Annotated in this window: 26 protein-coding genes; 19 read left to right on the forward strand and 7 right to left on the reverse strand. The window is 60.0% G+C overall.

Annotation, left to right across the window (positions count from 1 at the left end; all coding sequences use genetic code 11):
• The first annotated feature begins 10 nt into the window (after nucleotides 1-10).
• Nucleotides 11-322, forward strand: coding sequence for a type II toxin-antitoxin system HigB family toxin (locus MQE22_RS13435; RefSeq protein ID WP_226838951.1), 312 nt, complete (start codon nucleotides 11-13; stop codon nucleotides 320-322).
• A gap of 15 nt (nucleotides 323-337) precedes the next feature.
• Complete coding sequence (locus tag MQE22_RS13440) at nucleotides 338-709, forward strand: helix-turn-helix domain-containing protein (protein ID WP_215874224.1); 372 nt, start codon at nucleotides 338-340, stop codon at nucleotides 707-709.
• 23 nt (nucleotides 710-732) lie between these two features.
• Here the strand turns inward: MQE22_RS13440 and MQE22_RS13445 are convergent, their stop codons facing one another.
• Genes MQE22_RS13445 through MQE22_RS13460 form a run of 4 tightly spaced genes read right to left on the reverse strand, consistent with a single transcriptional unit; the run spans nucleotide 733 to nucleotide 3,266 of the window.
• The gene (locus tag MQE22_RS13445) at nucleotides 733-1,452 is read right to left on the reverse strand and encodes a DJ-1/PfpI family protein (protein ID WP_215874223.1); all 720 of its coding nucleotides are present in this window, start codon (nucleotides 1,450-1,452) and stop codon (nucleotides 733-735) included.
• Nucleotides 1,449-2,108 (reverse strand): FMN-binding negative transcriptional regulator, encoded by a 660-nt coding sequence (locus MQE22_RS13450; protein WP_215874222.1) that lies wholly within the window; start codon nucleotides 2,106-2,108, stop codon nucleotides 1,449-1,451. The genes MQE22_RS13445 and MQE22_RS13450 overlap by 4 nt, the downstream gene beginning before the upstream one ends.
• Before the next feature lie 14 nt (nucleotides 2,109-2,122).
• Nucleotides 2,123-2,770, reverse strand: a complete 648-nt coding sequence (locus tag MQE22_RS13455; protein WP_215874221.1) for a transglutaminase-like domain-containing protein — start codon at nucleotides 2,768-2,770, stop codon at nucleotides 2,123-2,125.
• A 13-nt stretch (nucleotides 2,771-2,783) separates the two neighbouring features.
• Entirely contained in the window at nucleotides 2,784-3,266 is a 483-nt protein-coding gene (locus MQE22_RS13460) for a cupin domain-containing protein (protein WP_215874227.1), read from the reverse strand.
• A 370-nt stretch (nucleotides 3,267-3,636) separates the two neighbouring features.
• On the opposite strand from MQE22_RS13460, the gene MQE22_RS13470 reads away from it, so the two are divergent.
• The 7 genes from MQE22_RS13470 to MQE22_RS13500 all read left to right on the forward strand — a co-directional run bounded on the left by MQE22_RS13470 (nucleotide 3,637) and on the right by MQE22_RS13500 (nucleotide 11,657).
• On the forward strand, nucleotides 3,637-4,317 hold the full coding sequence (locus MQE22_RS13470) for a VirB8 family type IV secretion system protein (protein WP_215874220.1): 681 nt from the start codon (nucleotides 3,637-3,639) through the stop codon (nucleotides 4,315-4,317).
• Between the two features lie 12 nt (nucleotides 4,318-4,329).
• A complete protein-coding gene (locus MQE22_RS13475) occupies nucleotides 4,330-5,418 on the forward strand; it encodes a TrbG/VirB9 family P-type conjugative transfer protein (RefSeq protein WP_255789850.1) in 1,089 nt (362 codons plus the stop codon).
• Nucleotides 5,419-5,429: 11 nt separating this feature from the next.
• Nucleotides 5,430-6,731, forward strand: a complete 1,302-nt coding sequence (locus tag MQE22_RS13480) for a TraB/TrbI/VirB10 family type IV secretion system protein (protein ID WP_215874052.1) — start codon at nucleotides 5,430-5,432, stop codon at nucleotides 6,729-6,731.
• Entirely contained in the window at nucleotides 6,728-7,006 is a 279-nt protein-coding gene (locus MQE22_RS13485; protein ID WP_215850718.1) for a hypothetical protein, read from the forward strand. Before MQE22_RS13480 ends, MQE22_RS13485 begins: the two co-directional genes overlap by 4 nt.
• Before the next feature lie 76 nt (nucleotides 7,007-7,082).
• The gene (locus MQE22_RS13490; RefSeq protein WP_215850719.1) at nucleotides 7,083-7,946 is read left to right on the forward strand and encodes a ParA family protein; all 864 of its coding nucleotides are present in this window, start codon (nucleotides 7,083-7,085) and stop codon (nucleotides 7,944-7,946) included.
• Nucleotides 7,943-9,163, forward strand: a complete 1,221-nt coding sequence (locus MQE22_RS13495) for a ParB/RepB/Spo0J family partition protein (RefSeq protein ID WP_215874053.1) — start codon at nucleotides 7,943-7,945, stop codon at nucleotides 9,161-9,163. The genes MQE22_RS13490 and MQE22_RS13495 overlap by 4 nt, the downstream gene beginning before the upstream one ends.
• A gap of 409 nt (nucleotides 9,164-9,572) precedes the next feature.
• A complete protein-coding gene (locus MQE22_RS13500; RefSeq protein ID WP_215873567.1) occupies nucleotides 9,573-11,657 on the forward strand; it encodes a flagellin N-terminal helical domain-containing protein in 2,085 nt (694 codons plus the stop codon).
• Between the two features lie 23 nt (nucleotides 11,658-11,680).
• Here the strand turns inward: MQE22_RS13500 and MQE22_RS13505 are convergent, their stop codons facing one another.
• The 3 genes from MQE22_RS13505 to MQE22_RS13515 form a co-directional block, all read right to left on the reverse strand.
• Nucleotides 11,681-13,141, reverse strand: coding sequence for a helicase HerA-like domain-containing protein (locus MQE22_RS13505; protein ID WP_215872192.1), 1,461 nt, complete (start codon nucleotides 13,139-13,141; stop codon nucleotides 11,681-11,683).
• Nucleotides 13,142-13,196: 55 nt separating this feature from the next.
• Complete coding sequence (locus MQE22_RS13510; RefSeq protein WP_215872191.1) at nucleotides 13,197-14,078, reverse strand: OmpA family protein; 882 nt, start codon at nucleotides 14,076-14,078, stop codon at nucleotides 13,197-13,199.
• 181 nt (nucleotides 14,079-14,259) lie between these two features.
• On the reverse strand, nucleotides 14,260-14,514 hold the full coding sequence (locus MQE22_RS13515; RefSeq protein WP_215872190.1) for a hypothetical protein: 255 nt from the start codon (nucleotides 14,512-14,514) through the stop codon (nucleotides 14,260-14,262).
• 130 nt (nucleotides 14,515-14,644) lie between these two features.
• On the opposite strand from MQE22_RS13515, the gene MQE22_RS13520 reads away from it, so the two are divergent.
• From MQE22_RS13520 to MQE22_RS13565, 10 genes are all read left to right on the forward strand, one after another.
• Entirely contained in the window at nucleotides 14,645-16,270 is a 1,626-nt protein-coding gene (locus MQE22_RS13520) for an ABC-F family ATPase (RefSeq protein WP_215872189.1), read from the forward strand.
• A 32-nt stretch (nucleotides 16,271-16,302) separates the two neighbouring features.
• A complete protein-coding gene (locus tag MQE22_RS13525; protein ID WP_255789860.1) occupies nucleotides 16,303-16,437 on the forward strand; it encodes a hypothetical protein in 135 nt (44 codons plus the stop codon).
• A complete protein-coding gene (locus MQE22_RS13530; protein ID WP_215872188.1) occupies nucleotides 16,430-16,819 on the forward strand; it encodes a hypothetical protein in 390 nt (129 codons plus the stop codon). Before MQE22_RS13525 ends, MQE22_RS13530 begins: the two co-directional genes overlap by 8 nt.
• Nucleotides 16,820-16,908: 89 nt before the next feature.
• A complete protein-coding gene (rpmH, locus tag MQE22_RS13535; protein ID WP_215872187.1) occupies nucleotides 16,909-17,043 on the forward strand; it encodes a 50S ribosomal protein L34 in 135 nt (44 codons plus the stop codon).
• A gap of 3 nt (nucleotides 17,044-17,046) precedes the next feature.
• Entirely contained in the window at nucleotides 17,047-17,376 is a 330-nt protein-coding gene (rnpA, locus tag MQE22_RS13540) for a ribonuclease P protein component (RefSeq protein WP_215872186.1), read from the forward strand.
• A complete protein-coding gene (gene yidD, locus MQE22_RS13545; RefSeq protein WP_215872185.1) occupies nucleotides 17,376-17,594 on the forward strand; it encodes a membrane protein insertion efficiency factor YidD in 219 nt (72 codons plus the stop codon). Before rnpA ends, yidD begins: the two co-directional genes overlap by 1 nt.
• A 14-nt stretch (nucleotides 17,595-17,608) precedes the next feature.
• Entirely contained in the window at nucleotides 17,609-19,216 is a 1,608-nt protein-coding gene (gene yidC, locus MQE22_RS13550) for a membrane protein insertase YidC (protein WP_215872184.1), read from the forward strand.
• 1 nt (nucleotide 19,217) lies between these two features.
• Nucleotides 19,218-20,582 carry a tRNA uridine-5-carboxymethylaminomethyl(34) synthesis GTPase MnmE gene (gene mnmE / locus MQE22_RS13555; protein WP_215872183.1) on the forward strand — a complete coding sequence of 455 codons (1,365 nt, stop codon included), beginning with the start codon at nucleotides 19,218-19,220 and terminating at the stop codon, nucleotides 20,580-20,582.
• Nucleotides 20,583-20,649: 67 nt separating this feature from the next.
• Nucleotides 20,650-21,147: a thiosulfate oxidation carrier protein SoxY gene (locus tag MQE22_RS13560; protein WP_215872182.1), complete on the forward strand. Its 498-nt coding sequence runs from the start codon at nucleotides 20,650-20,652 to the stop codon at nucleotides 21,145-21,147.
• Entirely contained in the window at nucleotides 21,144-21,482 is a 339-nt protein-coding gene (locus MQE22_RS13565) for a thiosulfate oxidation carrier complex protein SoxZ (RefSeq protein WP_215872181.1), read from the forward strand. Before MQE22_RS13560 ends, MQE22_RS13565 begins: the two co-directional genes overlap by 4 nt.
• Nucleotides 21,483-21,508 lie beyond the last annotated feature (26 nt).

The following is a 21,508-nucleotide window of genomic DNA, read 5'->3' on the forward strand; positions in this document are numbered from 1 at the left end:
TGGGACTATCATGAACAACATGCGAGTGATAGCTGTCTCCACGCTGCGAGCTTTTTGGGAGAGCTGCCCCGATGCCGAGCAGCCCTTGAAAGCATGGTACGACGAGGCCAGGAACGCCACTTGGACGCAGCCGTCTGACATCAAGGCGCAGTACAGGAGTGCCAGCATTCTGAAGAATCGCCGCGTCGTCTTTAATATCAAAGGCAATGACTACCGGCTGGTTGTTTCGATTGCCTACCGGCTGCAGATCGTCTACGTGAAGTTTGTGGGCACGCATCAGGAATACGACAAAATCGACGCGGAACGCATTGAGTTGGCTTGAGGTCAGGAGGACAGAATGGACATTCACCCTATTCACACCGAGGCAGATTACCGGGCGACCCTCAAGGAGATATCGGCTTTGATGGACTCCGACCCGGAGGCGGGTACTCCGGAAGGGGATCGCCTGGATATCCTGTCCACGCTCGTGGTCGCCTATGAAGCTAGGCATTTTCCCGTGGGAATGCCGGATCCGATCGAGGCCATCAAGTTTCGGATGGAGCAAAGCGGCCTGTCTGTCAAGGATCTGGAGCCAATCATCGGCAAGCGTAACCGGATTTACGAGATCCTGAATCGCAAGCGCCCATTAACCCTGCCCATGATCCGTAGGCTGCACCGCGTCCTTGGTATTCCGGCTGAGGTCTTGATCGCGGGCGATAATACCGTGTAGAAGCAAATTGGGTGGGGTGTTCGTTATCCTTTGACGCCCTTTTCTCGTCGGCTTCTCCACAGATTGTCCTGGCCATGCCGCCAGCGCCGCAGAATTTGCGCTCGATCCTCGTATAGCGCATGGGTGCGACTCTCCACAACGTGCAGAACTGATTCAGGCGCTTGTTCTGGCTGACCCGCCTGGAATGGGGGACTAGGTGCGTACTCCAAGGCGAGTTGTATGGCTTCTGCGGCTGGTTGGCCGCGTAAGGCGGCCACCGTGGTCAACGCAAAGTCGATGCCCGCCGTTACCCCGCCACCGGTGATGAGATTCTCGTCCTGTACCACGCGCTCACGCACCGCGATAGCGTCGAAGCTGGGTAGCAGGTCGTGGTAGCGCCAGTGCGTGGTGGCCCGACGCCCCGCCAGTAGCCCTGCAGTACCTAGCAGCAGTGCTCCGGTACAAACCGAGGTGATCCATCGCGCCGCTGACGCCTGCTGCCGTACCCAATTCACGATCTCGTCGTCCAAAAGTAGTGCGTTGATACCGGCACCACCTGGAATACAGAGCACATCCACTGGTCGCACATCCCCTAGATTCGCGTTGGGGTGGAGCGTCATGCCAGTTGAGCACACAACCGGTTCTCGATTCTTCCAGCATAGTCGAACCTCACAGTTGGGCAAGGAGGCAAAGACCTCATACGGTCCCGCCAGATCCAGCAGTTGAATGCCTGGGAACACCAGGAAATCCACCGTAATCGTCATCCGGAATGGTCCTTTTTGCCATTTTTGCGGCTAGTCAGTACGTAATCCGCCATGGCCTCAGAATCAGGCCGTTTTTGTTGCTCCAGGTGCGCGACGACACTGTCACGGTTGCAAAGTGGCTGGTTCTGGCTGACTTTCCACTTGCCCATCCAGCGGGAGATGGTTATTTCTATTCCCACTACCTGTTGGATGAGCCGCTCCGTGAAATCCCGGGGCGCATCTTCAACTTCCCAGGGCCGGGAAAAGTCCTTCTCCTGCTGTGTGGTCAGGGCAGCCATCTGCTGCCTTACCCAATCGGGATCGTCTCTGACCCGCAGCGAACCGTGGGCATGGACGACGGCATAGTTCCAGGTAGGCACCACCTTGCCGGTTTCCGCCTTGGTGGCATACCAAGAGGGGCTGATGTAGTGTTGCGGCCCCTGAAAAATAACCAGCACCTCGCCGTCCGGGAGCGCCTCGTGCCACAGTGGGTTAGCGCGCGCCACATGTCCCTGCAGCACCGGTTGCGGTCCTTCGCCGGGTGCAAGGTACAAGGGAATATGATTCGCCTCCAGACCATTAGCGCCCATACTGACCAGTGTTGCGAGGGGATAACGCTGAATCAATGCCCGCAGGATCTCGGGGCGGGTTTCCGCAAACGGCTCAGGGCAGTACATGGTCGGTCTCCGCGCTATTCAATGTTCGGCGCCGTAGCCTCGCTTACGCACGAATCCGTGGCGGGTGGGCAGGCGTCAATGGGATGGCTCCGATACTGCGATATGCTTTGCAGCTTCTCCATGGCGGCGATCAAATCCGGCCAGGGTTCGGCCCAAACATCCGGGTAGGTTTGCTCGCCGTTATAAATAGTCGGATAGGCCAGGTTTTCTTGTCTGGGCATGAATTCACAGTGGATCTCGGGTCTGCTGTTGCCGCGGGCATCACAGCGATACCAGCCGTGATCATCCAGCCAGACCGCAGTAAAGCCGTGTGTGCAATAGGGCGGATTGGGGCCATCCAGCGTCAGTCGTTGATAGCAGAATCCCGCATGGATTTGGTTGGCGCGCCACAAGGCCACCAGCAAGTGGCTTTTCGCAAAACACAGACCGGTGCCACTATGCAGCACTTCCGACGCCACACAGGTCACCTCCTCTCGATGAAAATCGATACTGTGCTCGATATGATCACGTACCCAGTCGAAGCAGCGTTTCGCAGTAGTCGTTGCATCGTCAGAAGATAGCGCTAACGCCAAGCCGCGGATGTCGGCATTCGAATAATCTACGACCCGACTCTCCCCCAGGAAGTCTGCTGTCGGCCGGCTATCCCACTTCGATGACCCCATTGATCCCTCACCATTACCGTGTTGGCTTGCGCAATACCTGAATTTCTGCCCTATCGACCAGATTCCATTCCCCTGAATTCCGATAGAGCCGTTTCTGTAGTCGTGGATAATCACAAACATCCTGATCTAGTCGCTGACCGATCACCAGGCACACAAGCGCTTCAGCTCCATCGTTACGAATACTGTGGGCCGCCGTGCGACATGGAAAGCCGAAGAAATCGCTGGGACCGATAGGATAGCTATCCTCCCCGAGGAAAAGGGTGCCGGTACCAGAGAGGACATAGACGGCCTCTTCTTCGTAGTGGTGAAGATGGTGCTCGGTGCTCTCCCGGCCCGGTTCCACCTCGATGCGATGTATGCCCAGGTTTTGCAGGCCGACGGCGTCGCCGAGCGACTTGTTGATACGGGCGGCGCCCGGGTTGAGGAAATGAACCTTCCGCTCGCCCGGCATTTGCTCAATGTCCTGCGCAGTCAGGAGAAATTTCCTGGTAGTCATATCAGCGTGGGCCCTCCGAGAGGTCAGGCTTGTCCTGATCGATAGCCTCTTTGCCTCTGCGCGATTTGTCAACGCCCGGTCCATCGCATCAACCCCCGCTTTTGTCACGGCTTCCGTACGGGACAGGAACAGGCCGACGAGAACGCCAGAGAATTGCTCCACCTGGGTGAACTGCGTGTTCCCATTGCTGAGCGTGATGCGTTGATGGACGCCCCTTTGAGGCGCACGCCGGTACAGAACCAAGCAGGTCGGTCCCCAGAACCCATGCCGGCTGTAGCCCCTGCCAGGCGCAATCCCCTGCCTATCCCCTTTTTGGCTGGCTATACCAGAGCAGGAAGCGGGTTTTGGCTTTTGGAAAAGGGAGCCCTTTATGGCAGAGCAGAGAGAAGTCGCCGAACACTACCTGGTGGCGCGGCGGGAGTGGCTGGAACGGTACGGCGACTACATCGCCCAGGCGAAGAACTGGCGAATGGCTGCACTCGGATCTATCGGTATTGCCGCTCTGTTCGGGGCGGGCATGGTGTACGAGGCCAGCCGGGTGCATGTCGTGCCCTACGTCGTCGAAGTCAACCATCTGGGACAGGCCGTGCATCTCGCCCAGGAAGTGCAGGCAGGCACCTACGATCTGCCCGTCGTGCGCCACGTCATCGCCCATTGGGTGCGGGACGTGCGGGAACGGCTACCCGTGGTGGCCGCCGAGAAGCAGATTTACCAGTCCACTTACCACATCGTGGGAAATAAGGAGAGCCAGCAGCTCACCGCGTATTTCCAGCGGCACAACCCGTACTCCAACTTCACCAACAACGAGGGCGGACGGACCGTGGAGATCACGTCGGTCCTGCCCGTAGGCACGCCCAAGGCCAAGGGCGGAACGATGCAAGTGCAGTGGATCGAGACGCAGTACGGAGCCGGCGGGTCCATCACGTGGCAAAAGGACTACGAGGGGACCGTCACCTACCGCATCCAGCCGCCCTCTGACAATCCCGCTGTCCTCAAAGTGGATCCCTTCGGCATCTATCTCACGTCCTTCACCTGGAATCTGGTTCCCTGAAAGGAGATCGTCATGCGTTCATACATGCTTCGTGCGGCGGTGGCCGCGGCCACTTTTGGAATTGGCGGGGTAGCGATTGCCGGTGTCGTCACCGGCGGTCCGGCCTCTCCGGATCCAGGCGGGATTCCGGGCAAGGTGCCGCCCATGGCTTCCTATACGGTACCCGCCGTGCGGCAACCCAACGCCCAGGCCACGGGGACGGATGGATCCGCCATGCCGACCCAGGAGACCTCCACGGAAATCTGGGAAAAAGCCATCGCCACGCCGCCGCAGGGCCGCATCTCGGAGCGGTCCAGGAAAGCCGCGGAAAAGGCTTTGGTCGCCGCCTACGAGGCGGGCAAGACGCAGAACCTTCCGCCCATTGCCGGGACCAACGGCGAGGTTCTGTACGCCTACGGGCAGTCCTTGCCGACCCTGGTGACCGCACCCCTGCATACGTCGGTCATCGTCTTTCGCTCCGGTATGACGGGTCCCAAGGCGGTCGGATTGTCGCCGGCCTACTGGCAGGTGGAGGCCCTCATGGCTGGCCAGCAACCGGAACTAGCGGTCACGCCCCGGTTTGCGGGCCTGCACGCCAATCTGGTGGTGACGGGTACGTCGCCCTCCGGCAAGGCCATGAACTACGTCATCGAGGTGACCAGCGACAAGACGCGCTACACACCCATGATCGGCTTCTACTACCCGGACGCCATAGTCCGTACCTGGAAGCAGGATGCCGCAGCCAAGGCGGCCTTCGCGCAGAAGGTCTCGCGTCAGACCGTGGCGGTCCTGCCAACCATCGATGCCGCCAACCTGGACTTCCACTGGAAAATCCATTGCGCTGGTGGTGGCTGGTTCTCCGATAGCGATTGCCGGTCCATCGAGCCCTTGCGGGTCTTCGACGACGGCAAGCAGACCTTCATCCAGTTCCGGCCGGATCAGGGCAGCCACGGCGGCATACCATCCGTGCTGGCGGAAAACGCGGCTGGACAGAACGCCATCGTCAACACCACGTTCCGGGACGGTTACTACATCGTGGACGGAGTGCCGCACAAAATCCTGCTTCTGGCTGGCAAGGGCAGCAGCGGCAAGGTGGTCCGGCTCACCCACGAGCGCAACTAAGGAGGGGACCCGTGGCAGACCATCGGATACCCCTGGGCGAAGGCCCGGGAAAGGTCAAGGGATCCCTGATCCCGGACAAACGGAGCCTGGGCGCTCACCTGAGATCCAAAAAGATCGTGGCCGCAACCGTGCTGGCACTGGTGGCCGCAGGTGGAGGAGGATTGCTTGCCATAGACAAGCTCCATGGTTTTGGAGCCGGGCCTTCCGCGGCGCAGGAGAAGCCACACAAGGCCCCGGATATGCGGGCGCTACCCAAATCGAAGCCTGACGTGACTGCTCCGGTAAACAGTACAGCGACCGCCGCGACGGCGAGCGCCCGGTCGCAGGCTCCGGCGTACGTGGCGTCCCCGGCGACGGCTCCCGGAAACAGCCAACCCAGTCCGCAGGAGACTGCCTTTATGGAGGCCCTGAGTGGGCAGGGAGGGCCGGGGGGATCCGGAACGTCCTGGGGAGGGAACCCCACCGGCATGGTGGCTGCGGCCGCCGCGTCGGCAGCCGCCTCGCCCTTGCCGGATGCGAACCCGGAAGGTGCACTGACCCTGGCAAAGTCCATTGCGCTCATGACGGGCAAGAACCAGGCGCAGGGCGGGGTGTACAGCTCCCACCTGGACCGGCGTGAGGTCAGCCCCTGGGAGCTGCTCCAGGGCGCCGTGATACCCGCCATCCTGGAGACGGGCATCAAGTCCGATCTTGCCGGCGAGGTCACGGCGGTCGTGGCCCATCCCGTCTACAACAGTCTGAACGCGGCCTACGTGCTGATCCCCGCGGGCAGTCGCCTGATCGGCTATTACCGGTCCGGGGCGGTCATGGGCCAGACCCGCGTAGGCGTGGAGTGGACTCGTATCGAGTTCCCCAACGGCACCTACATTCGGCTATCCAACATGCCGGGCACGTCGCCGCGCGGCTATGCGGGCTTCAAGGACCTGGTGAACAACCACACCTGGGAGATCTTCAAGAACGCCCTGCTTCTGTCCCTGATCGACGTGGGTATGGCCGAGGCGAGCCCGACCAGCACCTCCACCAATACGACGGGCGTTACGGCGAACGAAGCCTTGCAGAATGGGGAGCAGGCCCTTGCCCAGACCTTCGGCCAGGCGGAGACCCAGTTGTTCCAGAAATACATCAATATCGCGCCGACCCTCACCATCCAGCCGGGATACGCTTTCAACGTGGTGGTGACGAAGGATCTGGTGTTCCCGGGACCGTATCGGCACGGAGTGAATCTGGTGGGGACCAGGTCGGTGGCGATGACGCCCCAGGCTCCTGACCAACCTTCCGAAGCCAATCCTTATACGCAAGGAGGTGGCGGGTGAAGTCCCGGATCATCCCCCGGTTGCGGCGAGATCTCATCGCCCCGCAATACCAAGACGATGCCAACGCCCGGGCGGTGCGGGTGAGCCAGGAACTGGTGCGGCTTTCGGTGGTGGAGTTGCGCAGCATGGGTCTGCGCCGGGCCAGTCGCCCCGTGCCGGAACCGCCTTACGAACCCTTCGCCATCGCGCTCACCCCGGAGGCTTCGGCCAAGGTCGCGCAGCTGCCGGACAGCGTGAGCGTCTCGGCCATCGTGCAGGAGATTCTGCGGCGGTAACGAGACCATCTGCGCTAGCGATACAGGGCGCAACGGGTGCTGGCTATACCGGTCTGGATCACTACAGGAGATTGTCATGGAACCGAAGTGCGTTGTCTTTGCGAACCAGAAGGGCGGCGTGGGCAAGACCACGCTTGCCGTACATATGGCCATCCATGCCCACAACATGGGCTTTCGGACCTTGCTGGTCGATCTGGACCAGCAGGGCAGCAGCACCTTCTTGTTGACCGGAGACGCGGATCGCCACCAGACCGAAGCGGGGACCGCGTTAGATCTCTGGTATCCGAATCGTAAGGTGCCCGTACAGGTGTCCCCCATCTTCGGGTTCGACTTCCTCCAGGCGTCGGCGGCTCTGGATGCCGTGGACGATGATCTGGATCCCGCCATACGGGCCTTGCGCCGGCTGCTCGTCGTGGACAGCGGTCAGGGCCCGTATCACGTGGTCGTCGTCGATTGTCCCCCCGCACCCGGGGTACGGCAGATGGCGCCGTTGATGGTGGCAGACCGGTTGGTCGTGCCGGTCACTCCGGATGCCCTGGGCACGCAAGGTCTGGCGTCCATGATCCAGCTTGGCCTGACGCAGGTGCGCCCGGTCAACCCGAAGCTGGAACTCCGGGTGCTGATCAACCGGCTCAAGGCCAACTCCCCCAAGAACCGGGCTATCGCGCAAAACCTGCACGATCAGCTCCCGGAGTTTGTCCTGCCGGACGATCTGTACGAACGCGAAGATGTGCGCACTGGCCTTCGGCTCGGGAAGCCCTATTGGGAAGTGTGCCGCGATGCCGGGCAGCAGGACGCTTGGTACCAGACCTTCGACGGTTTGTTGGAGGGCGTCGAAGGAGACGAGGCGCAAACCCAAGGGGTAGAAGTCGATGCCCCGGACAACGCGGATGAAATACTGGCGCAACAGGAAGCCCGCCGTGGCGAGGTGATGTCGTGAAAGAATCGTTATTGAAAGGTATCAATCTGGATGCCGCCCGTGCGGCTCTGCAAGCCGCTCCGGACGGGAGTAACACCAATCTGGTGGCTCTGTATCTGTCCCTGGACAACATCGAGCCCGACCCCAACCAGCCCCGCCGTGGTCTGGAGGCCGGAGAGGGCGGCCAGAGTCTGGAGGAACTGGCGGACAGCATCCTGCAACACGGGGTGCTCCAGCCCATTACGGTGGAGGCCAATGGGCAGGGAAAGTATCGGATCGTGGCCGGAGAGCGGCGCTGGCGTGCCGCGATGATCGCCCGGGACCGGGGGGAGCCCTGCGCCCGAAAGGATTACGATCTCCAGCGCATCCCCGCCGTCATCACCCACTCGGAGAATCCGGCGGATCGCCTGGAGATGCAGCTGGTGGAGAATCTGGCCCGTGCCGATATGCGGGATACGGACATAGCCGTCGCTCTGCAATCCCTCCTGGGTACCTTGCAGATCAGTAAGGCGGAATTGGCGCGGCGTATCGGACGCGACAGATCCTGGGTGTCCCGGATACTCGCCAAGGCCGATCCCGCCGCGTCCGAACTGGCAATCCAGGTAGGGGTATCCCTGGAGGACCTGGGAATACTGGAATTGCAACGCCTGCTGTCCTGGCAGGGGGACCCGGAAAAAAGCCATTGGATCGATGCCGTGGCCGAAGCCATCCAGGAGGGTGCGCCCTTCAGCCGTGCGCTTCTGAATGCGATAGAGCAAAGGGAACAGCGCCCGGGGCCCAACCCTGCCACCCTCACCGGCAATACGGCCGTCGCGGTTCCTCTACCTGCAGGCGATACAGCGGTTCCGCCGCCGGGCATGGCAGACGTTCCACCAATGGCGGATTCGCAGAGCCATACCGCACCGGGAAACGGCGAAGAAAAGATCTGGGATAAAGACGGTGACAGCACGGAGCATACCGCGATGGTGGCAGCTTCCCGGTATGGCAGTTCCGCCGCCGAAGGCGATGATGCGGGAGATCCGCAAAGCGAGGACTCTCACGACGGCCGGGTAGATGCTGATGGCACACCGGAACGGCAGGCCCCTGCGGTTCGCAACACGGTCCGGGTGTCCATTCCGCTGCTCCTGGTGGAGCGGCTGTTTGAACGGGCGGGCATGGGCGGCACGGATCCTGTTGAGGAAGATGTTCTCGCTGCCCTGGAATTGCTATTGGAGTACCCCGGGACCGACCCGGCGTGACGTTGGTTTTATGGCACAATGCATTTCGATTGACACAGGGATTGGTGGGTGCCCGAGGGCACAGAATTGTGCCAAATGGCACGGATGAATGGGTTAAAGCGGTGGCAGATTGGCGCTTAATGGGTTGATTTTGCGATTGTGGCTTTGAATTTGCGCCGTCTAAATCGCACTGAAAATCCTCGTGTCGGTGGTTCGATTCCGCCCCTGGGCACCACCTCTCTGTAACCTACAATATCCCCGCACCCCGAAAAGCCTCCCCCGCCGACCGGCAGCCATCTTCTCTGGCATGGAACCTGCTTTTGTCAAGCAGAAGACGACTTGCCGGCGCTGAAATCGGCACTTTCTTGCCACGCGCTGGCAAGACCTCACCGTAGCTGCCGAAAAATTGACGAACTTGGGGGGTATTGAGGTGACAATCGCTGGAATTGTGAACACTGACGTTTCTGCTCTACGGACAATAGACAGCCTGGGCAAGCTACGTTCAGGAACCAACACTTCTCTTGCGCAATTATCCACCGGCAAGCAGATCAATGGGCCGCAGGATAACCCAGCGGGTTACAGTATTTCTCAGCGAATGACGACGCAGATCGATGCCCTGCAGCAGAACATCGAAAATGCCAATCAGGCCAGCTCGGTCACACAAACGGCCATGGGGGCCATGACGAATCAGATCGCTATGCTACAGCAGATCCGTAGCATCGCTGTCCAGGCCGCCAATGCCAGTAACACCACCAGTGATCGAGAGGCCTTGCAAGCTAGCGTCAGCCAATTGCTATCCCAACTGAACACCATCGCCGGGCAAACCCAGTTCAACGGACAAGACCTCTTGACCGGAGCCTTTGCCGGGAAAAGTTTCCAGGTCGGTCCTAACGCCCACCAGATCATTCCTGTGAGTATCGCCGACACCCGAAGTGCGGCCATGGGGAATTATCCGGCGCAACCCTCTTCCGGTGCGGGGACCTATACCTTGAGCGGTGCCATTGCCAAGCAGGGCTTTGCCGTCGGCCAGGCCTTCACCATCAGTGTCGGGGCACACAAAAGCTACGCCACGCTGTCTGGTGGGATCCTGATCGCCTCGGGAGGTACGCTCACGACAGTTTCTCCAGAGACAGTCGTGGGCCTGAATGAGGGTAGCGGCGCTCTCCTCAGCGCTACCACCCTTCTCAATCAGACTTACCCCATCGATAACAATACCAAATATGTGGTTTCCAGCGGTGCGACTATCCACTATGTCAGCGGTACTGTTATTTATCCCCACGGCAGCAGCAATCCCGGGATTAGCGAGACGACCAGTGGGACATATATAACGAGTGGGCAAGTGCTCGTAGCTCCGCCGACGTTATACCAACCGGGCGAAGTGGTCAGTGTGGTTCCATACCCGGCATCCGGAGCGACGGTACAAATCGTCTCCGGTGCGCCCGGATACATAGAAGCTTACGCCTCAACTGCCAATGCGGTGATGACCGCTTCAGGTGGGATCGTGTCGGGACGCGGTGGTGCTTATGCCACGTCCGGTGGCATCCTCCTCAACTCCAGCGCCGGTGAGGGAGACGGAAATTTCGTGCCCGCTCCTTCCAGCATCGAGATCCGCAGTGGGATCGGGGCAGCGAAGGTGAACATTACTTCCCCGTCGGAATCTGCCGCATCCATTGCCCAATCGATCAATGCCGTCGCGGGGCAAACTGGAGTCAAGGCCCAGGCCAATACCAGCGTGATGTTTTCCGTAAGTTCTGGGTCCTACAGCTTTGTATTGAGTAATGGCAGCAAAAGTAATCCTGTTCATCAGGTCAATATTCAGGCAACGGTCAGCGGTGGGGGAGGCAATCCTCTCGACTTCAGTCAGTTGGTAGGCGCCATCAACCAAAAGACAGCAGTGACCGGCATCGCTGCGTCGACGGTGATGCGCGATGGCGTAGCGCGTTTGGTGCTGACGCAATCGCAGGGGGAGAATATCGTGATAGCCGGGGGAGCAACTACTGCCCAAGCTGGTCTGACAGCCGGCAGTACGGGTTCATTGCAGGCACTCAATGTCAGCGGCTATCCCGTGGGGAACCCGATCAACAGCAACTCGGGAGCCGCACTCATTCAGGGCGTAGTGCAGTTCGCCTCGCCGCAATCCTATACGATCACCAATGCCCACATCCTTGGCTATTCCAGTCAGGCAACCGGGGTAGAACAAGGTGCCCTGTCTACCATCGACGTAGGGACGGCGGAGAATGCGCAACGCAGCATCCTGACCATCGATCAAGCCATCCAGTACCTTACCGAGCAATCCGGTACCCTGGGCGCGGTTCAGACTCGCATACAGAAAAGCTCTTTGAATGCACAAACAGAAAATGCCAACCTCGAGTCCGCGAGGTCCGTGGTCGAGGACGCCAACCTGGCCAAGGCGACCTCCCAGCTGACCATGTATCAGATCCTGCAAAAGGCGGGTATCTCCACATTGGTACAGGAAGGAAGCCTGCAGAAAGCCTATCTCAAGCTCCTGCCATAAAGCGACACCGCACAACGCTTTGCTCAGCGCTTGAGCAGCGCCCCCAGTACGCCACGGATGATCTGCTGGCCCAACTGGCTGCCGATACTCCGTGCCGCACTTTTGAAAAATGCCTCGCCAATGGATTGGCGTCCGCTACTCCGCTCGCTCCTGGATGATCGATCATGTTCCGCCGCTGTGGGGACCCGTTCCGCGAGGCTCCGCTCGGCGCGCCGGGCCAGTTCTTCGTAGGCAGAATGACGATCCTGCGCCTGATCGTAGCGCCCGGCCAGGGGGGAACGCGCCAACAGGTCGCGCCGCTCCTCCTCGGTCAAGGGCCCGATCCGCGAGCGTGGCGGAACGATCAGGGTACGCTCCACCGGCAACGGCCGTCCTTTATGATCCAGAGCAGAAACCAGCGCCTCGCCAATACCGAGATCCTTCAGGGTCACCGCAACATCGATTTGCGGATTACTGGGGAAGTTTTCCGCAGCGGTGAGAATGGCCTTGCGATCCTTGGGGGTGAAGGCGCGCAGGGCATGTTGCAACTTGAGACCCAGTTGCCCGAGGACATCGTCGGGCACATCCGTGGGGCTCTGGGTAACGAAGAACACGCCAACGCCCTTGGAACGGATGAGACGTACCACCTGCTTGATCTTGTCCAGCAACGCACGCGGTGCATTGTCGAAGAGCAGGTGTGCCTCATCGAAGAAAAACACCAGCTTTGGCCGGTCGCTATCACCAGCCTCCGGCAATTGTTCAAACAGTTCAGCCAACAACCAGAGCAGGAAGGCACTGTAAAGCCGCGGCGCCTGACTATACAGCCGCGTCGCATCGAGCAGACTGATCACGCCACGCCCGGAAAAATCGCGCCGCAGCAGATCGCTCAGCTCCAGCGCCGGCTCACCGAAAAATCCGTCACCGCCCTGCTCTTCCAGCACCAACAAACGACGCTGGATCGCTGCGATACTGGCGGGGGCAAAGTTGCCATACGCCTGCGACAACTCAGCGCGGTTTTCGCTTATCCAGTTAAGCAGCGCACGCAGGTCCTTGAGATCCAGCAAGAGCAATCCCTGTTCATCCGCAATGCGAAACGCGGCATACAGAGCACCTTCCTGGGTATCGTTCAATTCCAACAGGCTGGCTAACAAGAGTGGCCCCATTTCCGAGACGGTCGTGCGGATCGGATGACCGCTCTTCCCAAACAGGTCCCAGAGCAATACTGGCGACGCCTCCGGACGGTAATCGGGTACCGGGATTTTCTCGACGCGCTCCTGAATCTTGGGGTTGGGCTGCGCGGCCGCGGCCAACCCGGACAGGTCCCCCTTGATGTCCGCCGCGAAGACCGGTACTCCAAGGCGAGAAAAGGCCTCCGCCAGAATCTGCAGGCTGACGGTCTTGCCGGTACCCGTCGCTCCAGCAATCAGCCCATGTCGGTTTCCCATGCGCGCAAGCTGCAGCACGGGTTTGCCATTGGCACCGCCGACGAGTATCTCATCTGACATCTTCGCCCCCTTTTTCTATCTGGATTCCGCCTGTGACGCTGAATGGCCAGCAATACTACGATTGTGCACGTGAAACGATCTGCTCCATCTCCGAACGAACCGAGGTCGTGGCAGGAAGGACAATTTCGGCACTTTGAAAGCTCATCAATCCGAGTTCCATCTCCCGCCGCATCTGCTCTGGAGCGGTAAATTCTGCGAGCGTCTTCGCCTCGATACCGTGCTGCCGCAATTCTTGCGCCACCGCTTCGGCGCGCGCCTTGGCCAGCGCAAGATTAAAGGCGCGATTACCCACGGTACTCGCCCGACCGATGACTACCACCTCCTTGCTTCCCCAGCTTTGTAGCGCCCAGATCGATGCTGACAGCCGTTCCTGTTGTGCCGGAGCAATAGTACTCAGCCCAATGGGAAAAAGGATCAGTGGCAGGCTTTGGGGCGGGGGAATTAGATGGATCTGCCAGCCCGGGTGATTGGCCTGCAACTGCAGATCCATGGCGTGCAAGGTGAGCACATTGGCGGGAACAGCAGGGGAGGGCAGTATGGTGATCCGTTTTTGCTCCGGATCCACATCCAGTACTTGCAGGGGAAGCGGAAAATCCCGCCGCAGCTGCTCGGTCATCTGACTGCGTTGCTGGCTCTGGGCGACTAAATCCGTGTTCGGCGCCACCGGAGCAGCCAGCACGGAACTTGCCGGGAGCGGTGCATGCCAGGAGGGGAGTTGCGTCAGTTGCAGAGCCACGGGATGGTGCAGCTGACGCTGCAGCTGCTCCTCTGCCGTCGCTTGCAGGTTGGACTGCGGATCCTGGGTGACCACCGTGGCCTCGATCTGTACTGGCTGTCCTTTGGGAAAAGCCACAGTGAATTGTGCCAGGCGTCCATCGCCCTTTTCTTTGGCCACTGCTGCCAAAGTGCGGAGTTCTTTACTGGAGAGGGTGCTCATGGGCTCTGATCTGGAGAGTCGGTACTGGGAAAATCCTAGCATGAGCACTCACCCGAATCACCAGAAAAAATGCGTCAATCTCTCCAACTTACGGGTGCGATCAGCAACTGCAAAACTCCCCGCGATTACCGAGCGCAGCAGCTCGTTTTCTCGCGTCGACTAGCGCACGGTATCTATGCGACTAGTTCCCGTTAAGACTGTGCTCAATTTGCGGTAGCGCCGCGCCGACACCGGCGCCCGCAGCACCACCGACCGCTGCTCCGGCAGCGGGACTGCCGGCTACCGCAGCGCCAACCACCGCGCCACCCGCAGCACCAATCGCGCCACCACTCAAGGCTCGTTGTCCCGTCGGACTCATGTTGGCACAACCACCCAGCGCCAGCACGCAGACGACGACCGTCGCCACAGCTATTTTACGTGTATACAATGCGTTCATAAGTACACCTCCTTTGTAAGTTTAGTCCAACCGGGCCTCGTCTGCCTTCGGGCATGTCGGAGGTCCAGGTTCTCGCCCTTTCGATGCTATCATCCCGGCTTTCGCTCTCCTTAACCCCTTGGAGTCTGCCTTGCTCAGCACCCATCAATTGACCATGCAATTTGCTTCCAAACCGCTCTTTGAGAATGTCAGCGTCGAGTTTGGCGATGGCAACCGCTACGGCCTGATTGGCGCCAACGGCAGCGGCAAGACAACCCTGATGAAAATCCTCGGCGGCGATCTAGAACCCAGCTCCGGCAACGTCAGCCTCAGTAGTGGCGAGCGCCTCGGTAAACTGCGTCAGGACCAGTTTGCGTTTGAAGAGTACACGGTTCTGGATACGGTGATGATGGGTCATGCGGAGTTCTGGCGGGTCAAACAGGAACGCGATCGTCTCTACGCCCTGGCGGAGCTGACGGAAGAAGAGGGCATGGCGATTGCCCAGATCGAGGGAGAGTATGCGGAACTCGACGGCTATTCTGCCGAGGCACGGGCGGGGGAACTACTGATTGGGGTGGGCATTCCCCTGGAACAACATACAGGATTGATGTCGGCCGTGGCCCCCGGCTGGAAACTGCGGGTACTCCTCGCTCAGGCACTCTTTGCCGACCCGGACATCCTGCTGCTCGACGAGCCTACCAACAATCTGGATATTCATACGATTCAGTGGCTGGAAGAGCTGCTGAGCACCATCAACAGCACCATCATCATCATTTCTCATGACCGCCATTTTCTGAACAGCGTCTGCACCCACATGGCGGATCTGGACTACGGTGAGCTGCGCATCTATCCGGGAAATTACGACGAGTACATGCGTGCCTCAACGCTGGTACGGGAACAATTACTGGCCGAAAATGATAAAAAGCGGGAAAAAATGGCGGAGTTACAGACCTTCGTCAGCCGTTTTTCGGCCAATGCCTCAAAAGCTAAACAGGCGACCTCGCGGGCGCGCCAGCTCGAAAAAATCCAGCTGGAGGAGGTGAAGCCCTCTAGCCGGCAGAATCCTTATCTCGTGTTTCAACAAGAGCGCAAGTTGTATCGCCACGCCGTAGACAGCAAGGATTTGGGCAAGAGTTTTGGCGAATTGCGCCTGTTCCACAAGTTGCGCCTGCAGATAGAGGCGGGGGAACGGGTGGCGATCATTGGCGCCAATGGTCTGGGCAAAACCACTCTGCTGCGCTGCCTGCTGGGCGAAATCGAGCTGGATACCGGGACGGTCAAATGGGCCGAGAACGCCAGGATCGGTTATTTTCCCCAGGATTATGCCGCGGAGTTTGCCGAGGAGCGGAGTCTTTTTGCATGGATGAGCCAATGGCGCAGCGAAAAGGACGATGATCAGATCATCCGTGGCATATTGGGCCGCCTCCTCTTTGGTCAGGATCAGGTGGACCGACCGGTACAGGTACTTTCCGGCGGCGAAAAGGGGCGCATGCTCTTTGGCAAACTGACCCTGCAAAGACCCAACGTCTTGATTCTCGATGAACCGACCAATCATCTGGACATGGAGTCCATCGAATCGCTGAACACGGCCCTGGAAAAATTTGACGGTACCCTGATTTTTGTCAGTCATGACCGGGAATTCGTCTCGTCGCTGGCCACCCGCATCATCGAATTTACCGCCCACGGCATCGAGGATTTCAAGGGCAGCTACGAAGACTATCTGCGCAGCCAGCAAGCTGCCAAAGTCCCTCCGAAAAAGGTTGGGAAAGGTCGGTGAACTCTGGCAGGAAATGATACTCCATAGAGATCATGCCAAAAGATCCCGCGTATGCCGAGGCGCGAGCCCTGCTCAAACTGCTCCTGATCAGCGGTGCCATCACCCTGGCGAGTGCGGCGGTTATTGTCGTACTCTGGTGGCTGTATGCTGCCGGAGGCCATGGATGAAGCAATGCTGAAAACTTGCGGAGATGCGCACTACCGGTATCTGGATATGCGCGAAGCCGAGCCAGGGGATCACTTCTTTCACCTTCGCCATCAACCCTACAGTGACGTGGTGGCAGCAATCGAAGCGGCGGAGGTCCTGAGCGTCGACGACAAAACCCTGCACTGTCGGGTGCAGGGGCAACGCAAACCCTGGAAACTGCGGCGTCAGGCCGAGCACATCCACTGTTATGTGGGTGAAGATCCTCTGTTTCAGCAATTGTATTACACCTTCACCCGGGCCCAGCGCATTCAGCAGGCCAAGGAATGGGTGCGCCACGCGCCTCCCGAGCGTTTCGATGAAGAGGTACTGCAGGCCATCGAGCGCTGGCACGGCACAGGCTGAGGACCCAGCGCGATCCTCCTCCCCACCTTGACTTTGACCTCTCTTCTCCTTATCTTCTGTGCCCTTACGAAATTTTGGGGTAGATCATCATGAAGCGCACTTTTCAGCCTAGCGTCGTGCATCGCAAGCGCACTCACGGTTTCCGCGCCCGCATGGCGACCAAGTCTGGGCGCCTGGTCCTCAAGCGGCGGCGCGCCAAGGGTCGATACAAGCTCTGTCCCTGAGGGATGAGCCAACAGTCGTTCACGCGTAACGACCGCCTGCGCAATCAAGCCGAAATCCGCCTTGCCTTGCGCGAGGGGAAGAAGCGCAGTTTCCCTGAGCTGGTATTCTATCGCCTGGACAATGACCTGGGGCATGCGCGCATTGGCTTTGCCGTCAGCCGGAAGGTCGGTAAGGCGGTGTACCGCAACCGACTGAAGCGCCGGCTGCGCGAGGCCTTTCGTCTGAGTGCTGGCCGCTACCTGCCGTACGATCTCATGGTCGTAGCGCGTCCGGCCGCACGCGATGCGGCCTATTCCGTGCTGCGTGGCCGCCTCGACAGCGTGCTGCGCTGATGACCATGCTACGTCGCGGCGCTATCGCCCTGATCCATACCTACCAGCTCGTCCTGAGCCCCTTTCTCGGGCAGAATTGCCGCTACCATCCAACCTGCTCGCATTACACCTGTGAGGCTATTGAACGCTATGGTGTCCTGCGCGGTGCCTGGATGGGTGTCAAACGTATCGCTCGCTGTCATCCTTTTCACCCGGGGGGGTACGACCCCGTCCCCTGAGTTTTCGGAGCCCCATGGATAGCAAACGTACCATCCTTGCCGTCGTCCTCTCGATCATCGTCCTGGTACTCTTCGAGTGGCTGGCACCCCATCCCAAGCCCAGCCCGAAGGCAACACCAACAGCGGCCACCCAGTCCGCAGCCGCCCAGCCAACGGCGGCGACCCAATCGGCCGCGCCCACAAGCAGCGTACCAGCGGCGCCCAGCACCGTTCCGGTAGTGACGAGCAGCAGCGCGGTGGGCGAGGGACCCAGCGTCAGCTTCCAGACGGATCTCTATACCGGAAAGATCTATCTGCAAGGCGGTGATATCCAGAATCTCGGTCTGCGCAAATATCCTATCGCCGTGGATGACAAGGCTCCCTATCCCATTCTGGACAGCAGCGCCGCGCGCTTGACGGCACAGCAAAGCGGCTTCATTGCTACCGACGGACAGACCCTGCGCGCCGACTTCAGCGCCCCGCAGACGATCACTGACGGTGGGCCCATCACCCTGAGCGGCCAGGCCGGTCCTCTGAAAATCGAAAAGACCTTTTCGTTTGATCCACATACCTATCTGATCAACGAAGACATCCGCATCACGAATACCGGCAAGGAGCCCTGGAAAGGCAGCTATTTCGACCAGATTCTGCGCAATGACCGAACCCAGAGCCATTGGTTCATGTCGATCTTTACGGGCTCGGTCCTGATGCACAACGGCAGTCTGAGTGAGAAGGCCTTTTCCGATCTCCGCGACCATCCCGAGGAGCATGGCGGTCCCGGTTGGGCTGGCATGACGGATCACTATTTCCTGCAGGCGGTACTCCCTGAACCCCATGCCAGCGTGCAACTCTATGCGCGGCCGGCGGGCAGCAACTATGTAGCGGGCGTGCAGCAGGCCCTGCCCACCCTGCAACCGGGGCAGAGCTATACTCTGCGCCAGCAACTGTTCCTGGGCCCGAAACAGCAGGACCAGCTCGCGGCGCTGGGACGTGGCCTGGAACAGACCGTTGATTACGGCTGGTTCTCCATCGTGGCCGAGCCCATGCACGGGGTGCTGACCTGGTTCCATTCCTGGGCCGGCAACTGGGGCCTCGCCATCATCCTTCTGGTCGTGGCGGTAAAGATCATCTTCTTCTACCCCTCCGCGATCAGTTATCGCTCCATGGCCAACATGCGCAAGCTGCAGCCCAAACTGGAGCAGATCAAGAAGGAGACCAATGGCGACCGGCAGCAAATGGGCGCCAAGATGATGGAGCTCTACCGCACGGAAAAGGTCAACCCGATGGCGGGTTGTCTGCCCATCGTCATCCAAATGCCCGTCTTCATTGCCCTCTACTGGGTGCTGGTGGAGAGCGTATCGTTGCGGCAGGCGCCGTTCATTCTTTGGATTCATGATCTGGCACTTCCCGACCCGTACTACATCCTGCCCCTGCTCATGGGCATCAGTATGTTCCTGCAGCAGCGCCTGAACCCGGCACCCATGGATCCGGTGCAGAAAAAGATCATGTCGATCCTGCCCGTGGCTTTCGCCATCTTTTTCTCTTTCTTCCCCGCGGGTCTGGTGCTGTACTGGCTGACCAACAACGTCTTTGGCATCATCCAGCAGTACCTGATCACCCGCCACGTCATGAAAGAGAGCTAGGGTGTCGCGCCAAGGGCGCTACCAGCTGGGCGACAGCATCGTCGCCGTCGCCACCCCCCCCGGAATCGGCGGCGTTGGTATTCTCCGCCTGTCTGGCCCCGAGGCCCTGGAGATTGCCAATACCCTGTGCGGCCTGCCCCAGCGCAAACAATGGCGTCCACGCCATGCCTACCTGCGACAGTTTTTTCTAGCGCCCGGGGAGCGCGTCGACCACGGTATCGCGCTGTATTTTCCCGCGCCGCACAGCTATACCGGCGAAGACGTGGTGGAGCTGCAGGGCCATGGCAGTCCGATCATCCTCAGCGCGCTCCTCGAATACGCCGTGCGCCTGGGGGCGCGGCCAGCGCGTGCCGGCGAGTTCAGCGAGCGCGCGTTTCTCAATGACCGTCTGGACCTGGCGCAGGCGGAGGCGGTTGCCGATCTCATCCATGCCCGTAGCCAGTCCCAAGCGCGCGCGGCTCTGGCCAGCCTGGAGGGGCAATTTTCTGCCGCCATTAGCGGCCTACGCCAGGAGATTCTCCACTCCCTGGCACTCGCCGAGGCCGGCCTCGATTTCAGCGAAGAAGACCTCGGTGACGAACACCTGCAGACGCTGGCCACGCAACTCCAGCAATTGCAAAGGCAGCTGGCCCGGATTCTGGAGCAGAGTCGCTCCAGCGCGCGGCTGGCGCGCGGGGCCCGGATCCTTCTGGTCGGCGCCCCCAATGTCGGTAAATCCAGCCTGCTCAATGCCCTGTCGGGTCGCGACAGTGCCATCGTCACCGCGATTCCCGGAACCACCCGCGATGTCCTGCGTGAAGAGCTCGAACTCGAGGGACTACCCCTCGAGCTCCTGGACACCGCCGGATTGCGCGACAGCACCGACGCGGTGGAACAGGAAGGCATCCGCCGCAGCCGCGCCCTGCTCGAAAGCGCCGAAGAAATCCTCCTCCTGCTCGATGCCAGTCGTGGCTGCTCGTCGGAAGACGCCAAGTTGCTGGCGGAGCTCGATCGCCAACGCTGTACGGTGCTGTGGAACAAGATCGATCTCTGCTCGGACTTCGTCGCTCCGGATCTGGGGGTGCCAGCCCTCTGTATCTCTGCCCATAGCGGCGCCGGTCTGGCAGAATTACGCTCCTATCTGCGCCAACGCCTGGGTGGCAACAACGAGAGCGCCTGGTCGGCGCGTCAGCGCCATGTGCTGGCGCTGGAAGAGGCTCAGGGGCATCTTGCCGAGGCAGCACAGTTTCTGGAGCTGGATGCCGGCGAAGAACTCCTCGCGCAAACGCTGCGGGAAAGTGCCAACGCCCTCGGCCAGATCACCGGGGTCGTGGATGTGGAGGAAATCCTGGGAGAGATCTTTTCGCGCTTTTGTATCGGCAAGTAGAGACTTTTTGTCAGAGATGTCCATCTCGACTATCCTGTAGTCTTACACCTACATTGCGGAGCAGAGCATGCATAAAAGGGATTTCCTGCGCCTGAGCGCCCTTGGTACCAGCCTTGCCTTGGGAGCCTCGCTGATCGGCACCCGCATCGCCAGGGCGGCAAATGCCGAGGGCTGGCCAGCGCAGTCCTTTGCTGCCAGCAGCGTCGATCAGGTACTGCAGGATCTATTTCAGATGCGTACACTGACGGAGTCCGATCGTGTACATGTGCTGGTCGGCAAAGAAGTCGATGATGCGCTCAGCGTACCCGTATCGGTGTCCGTGAATCACCCCATGACGGATGACGATTACATTGCGCGAATCTATGTGCTGGTCGATCACAACCCCACGCCGTTAGCGAGCATCTTTCACTGCAGTCCGGCCAATGGCAAGGCGGCGTGTTACCAGAGAGTCAAAGTGTTACACGACAGTCCGCTGCGGGTCATCGCCCAAAGCAACCGCGGTGATATCTTTGCAGCCAAACCCGCGTGGGTGCATGTCGTCAAAAGCAAAGGAGCTGCAGAATGAGCGCACTGAGTACTTTGGGAGGCCGGCTGTCACGGCGCCTCGAGGAGGTGCAGATTAGCCTGCCAGAAAACGCGAAACAGGGAGAGATCATCGAGATCCGGGCGCTGATCCTGCATCCATCGCAAAGCGAGGGCAAGACGCTGTTCATCGAAGAGGTGGCCTTTGCCCTGGGTGGCAAGACGTTCTGCCACTTCGATCTTTCCAGTATGAGCAGCGCGAATCCCTATCTTGCCGTTCCCCTGCGCGCCGAAAAAAGCGGAATGATCTCCGCACACTGGCGCAACAACCAGGGGCAGACGGGATCAGGGCAGAAATTCCTGTCCATCGCCGAGTAAGAAAAGGGGGGTCACGCCCCCCTTGC

The sequence above is a fragment of the Acidithiobacillus sp. YTS05 genome (genome assembly GCF_024396695.1).
In the GTDB taxonomy this organism is placed as follows: domain Bacteria; phylum Pseudomonadota; class Gammaproteobacteria; order Acidithiobacillales; family Acidithiobacillaceae; genus Igneacidithiobacillus; species Igneacidithiobacillus copahuensis.

Excerpts from the sequence above, each read along its gene's own strand:
- MQE22_RS13435 (WP_226838951.1), top strand. The coding sequence starts at position 11 with ATGAACAACATGCGAGTGATAGCTGTCTCCACGCTGCGAGCTTTTTGG.
- MQE22_RS13440 (WP_215874224.1), top strand. The coding sequence starts at position 338 with ATGGACATTCACCCTATTCACACCGAGGCAGATTACCGGGCGACCCTC.
- MQE22_RS13445 (WP_215874223.1), bottom strand. The coding sequence starts at position 1,452 with ATGACGATTACGGTGGATTTCCTGGTGTTCCCAGGCATTCAACTGCTG.
- MQE22_RS13450 (WP_215874222.1), bottom strand. The coding sequence starts at position 2,108 with ATGTACTGCCCTGAGCCGTTTGCGGAAACCCGCCCCGAGATCCTGCGG.
- MQE22_RS13455 (WP_215874221.1), bottom strand. The coding sequence starts at position 2,770 with ATGGGGTCATCGAAGTGGGATAGCCGGCCGACAGCAGACTTCCTGGGG.
- MQE22_RS13460 (WP_215874227.1), bottom strand. The coding sequence starts at position 3,266 with ATGACTACCAGGAAATTTCTCCTGACTGCGCAGGACATTGAGCAAATG.
- MQE22_RS13470 (WP_215874220.1), top strand. The coding sequence starts at position 3,637 with ATGGCAGAGCAGAGAGAAGTCGCCGAACACTACCTGGTGGCGCGGCGG.
- MQE22_RS13475 (WP_255789850.1), top strand. The coding sequence starts at position 4,330 with ATGCGTTCATACATGCTTCGTGCGGCGGTGGCCGCGGCCACTTTTGGA.
- MQE22_RS13490 (WP_215850719.1), top strand. The coding sequence starts at position 7,083 with ATGGAACCGAAGTGCGTTGTCTTTGCGAACCAGAAGGGCGGCGTGGGC.
- MQE22_RS13505 (WP_215872192.1), bottom strand. The coding sequence starts at position 13,141 with ATGTCAGATGAGATACTCGTCGGCGGTGCCAATGGCAAACCCGTGCTG.
- MQE22_RS13510 (WP_215872191.1), bottom strand. The coding sequence starts at position 14,078 with ATGAGCACCCTCTCCAGTAAAGAACTCCGCACTTTGGCAGCAGTGGCC.
- MQE22_RS13515 (WP_215872190.1), bottom strand. The coding sequence starts at position 14,514 with ATGAACGCATTGTATACACGTAAAATAGCTGTGGCGACGGTCGTCGTC.
- MQE22_RS13525 (WP_255789860.1), top strand. The coding sequence starts at position 16,303 with ATGCCAAAAGATCCCGCGTATGCCGAGGCGCGAGCCCTGCTCAAACTG.
- MQE22_RS13530 (WP_215872188.1), top strand. The coding sequence starts at position 16,430 with ATGGATGAAGCAATGCTGAAAACTTGCGGAGATGCGCACTACCGGTAT.
- rpmH (WP_215872187.1), top strand. The coding sequence starts at position 16,909 with ATGAAGCGCACTTTTCAGCCTAGCGTCGTGCATCGCAAGCGCACTCAC.
- rnpA (WP_215872186.1), top strand. The coding sequence starts at position 17,047 with ATGAGCCAACAGTCGTTCACGCGTAACGACCGCCTGCGCAATCAAGCC.
- yidD (WP_215872185.1), top strand. The coding sequence starts at position 17,376 with ATGACCATGCTACGTCGCGGCGCTATCGCCCTGATCCATACCTACCAG.
- yidC (WP_215872184.1), top strand. The coding sequence starts at position 17,609 with ATGGATAGCAAACGTACCATCCTTGCCGTCGTCCTCTCGATCATCGTC.
- MQE22_RS13560 (WP_215872182.1), top strand. The coding sequence starts at position 20,650 with ATGCATAAAAGGGATTTCCTGCGCCTGAGCGCCCTTGGTACCAGCCTT.
- MQE22_RS13565 (WP_215872181.1), top strand. The coding sequence starts at position 21,144 with ATGAGCGCACTGAGTACTTTGGGAGGCCGGCTGTCACGGCGCCTCGAG.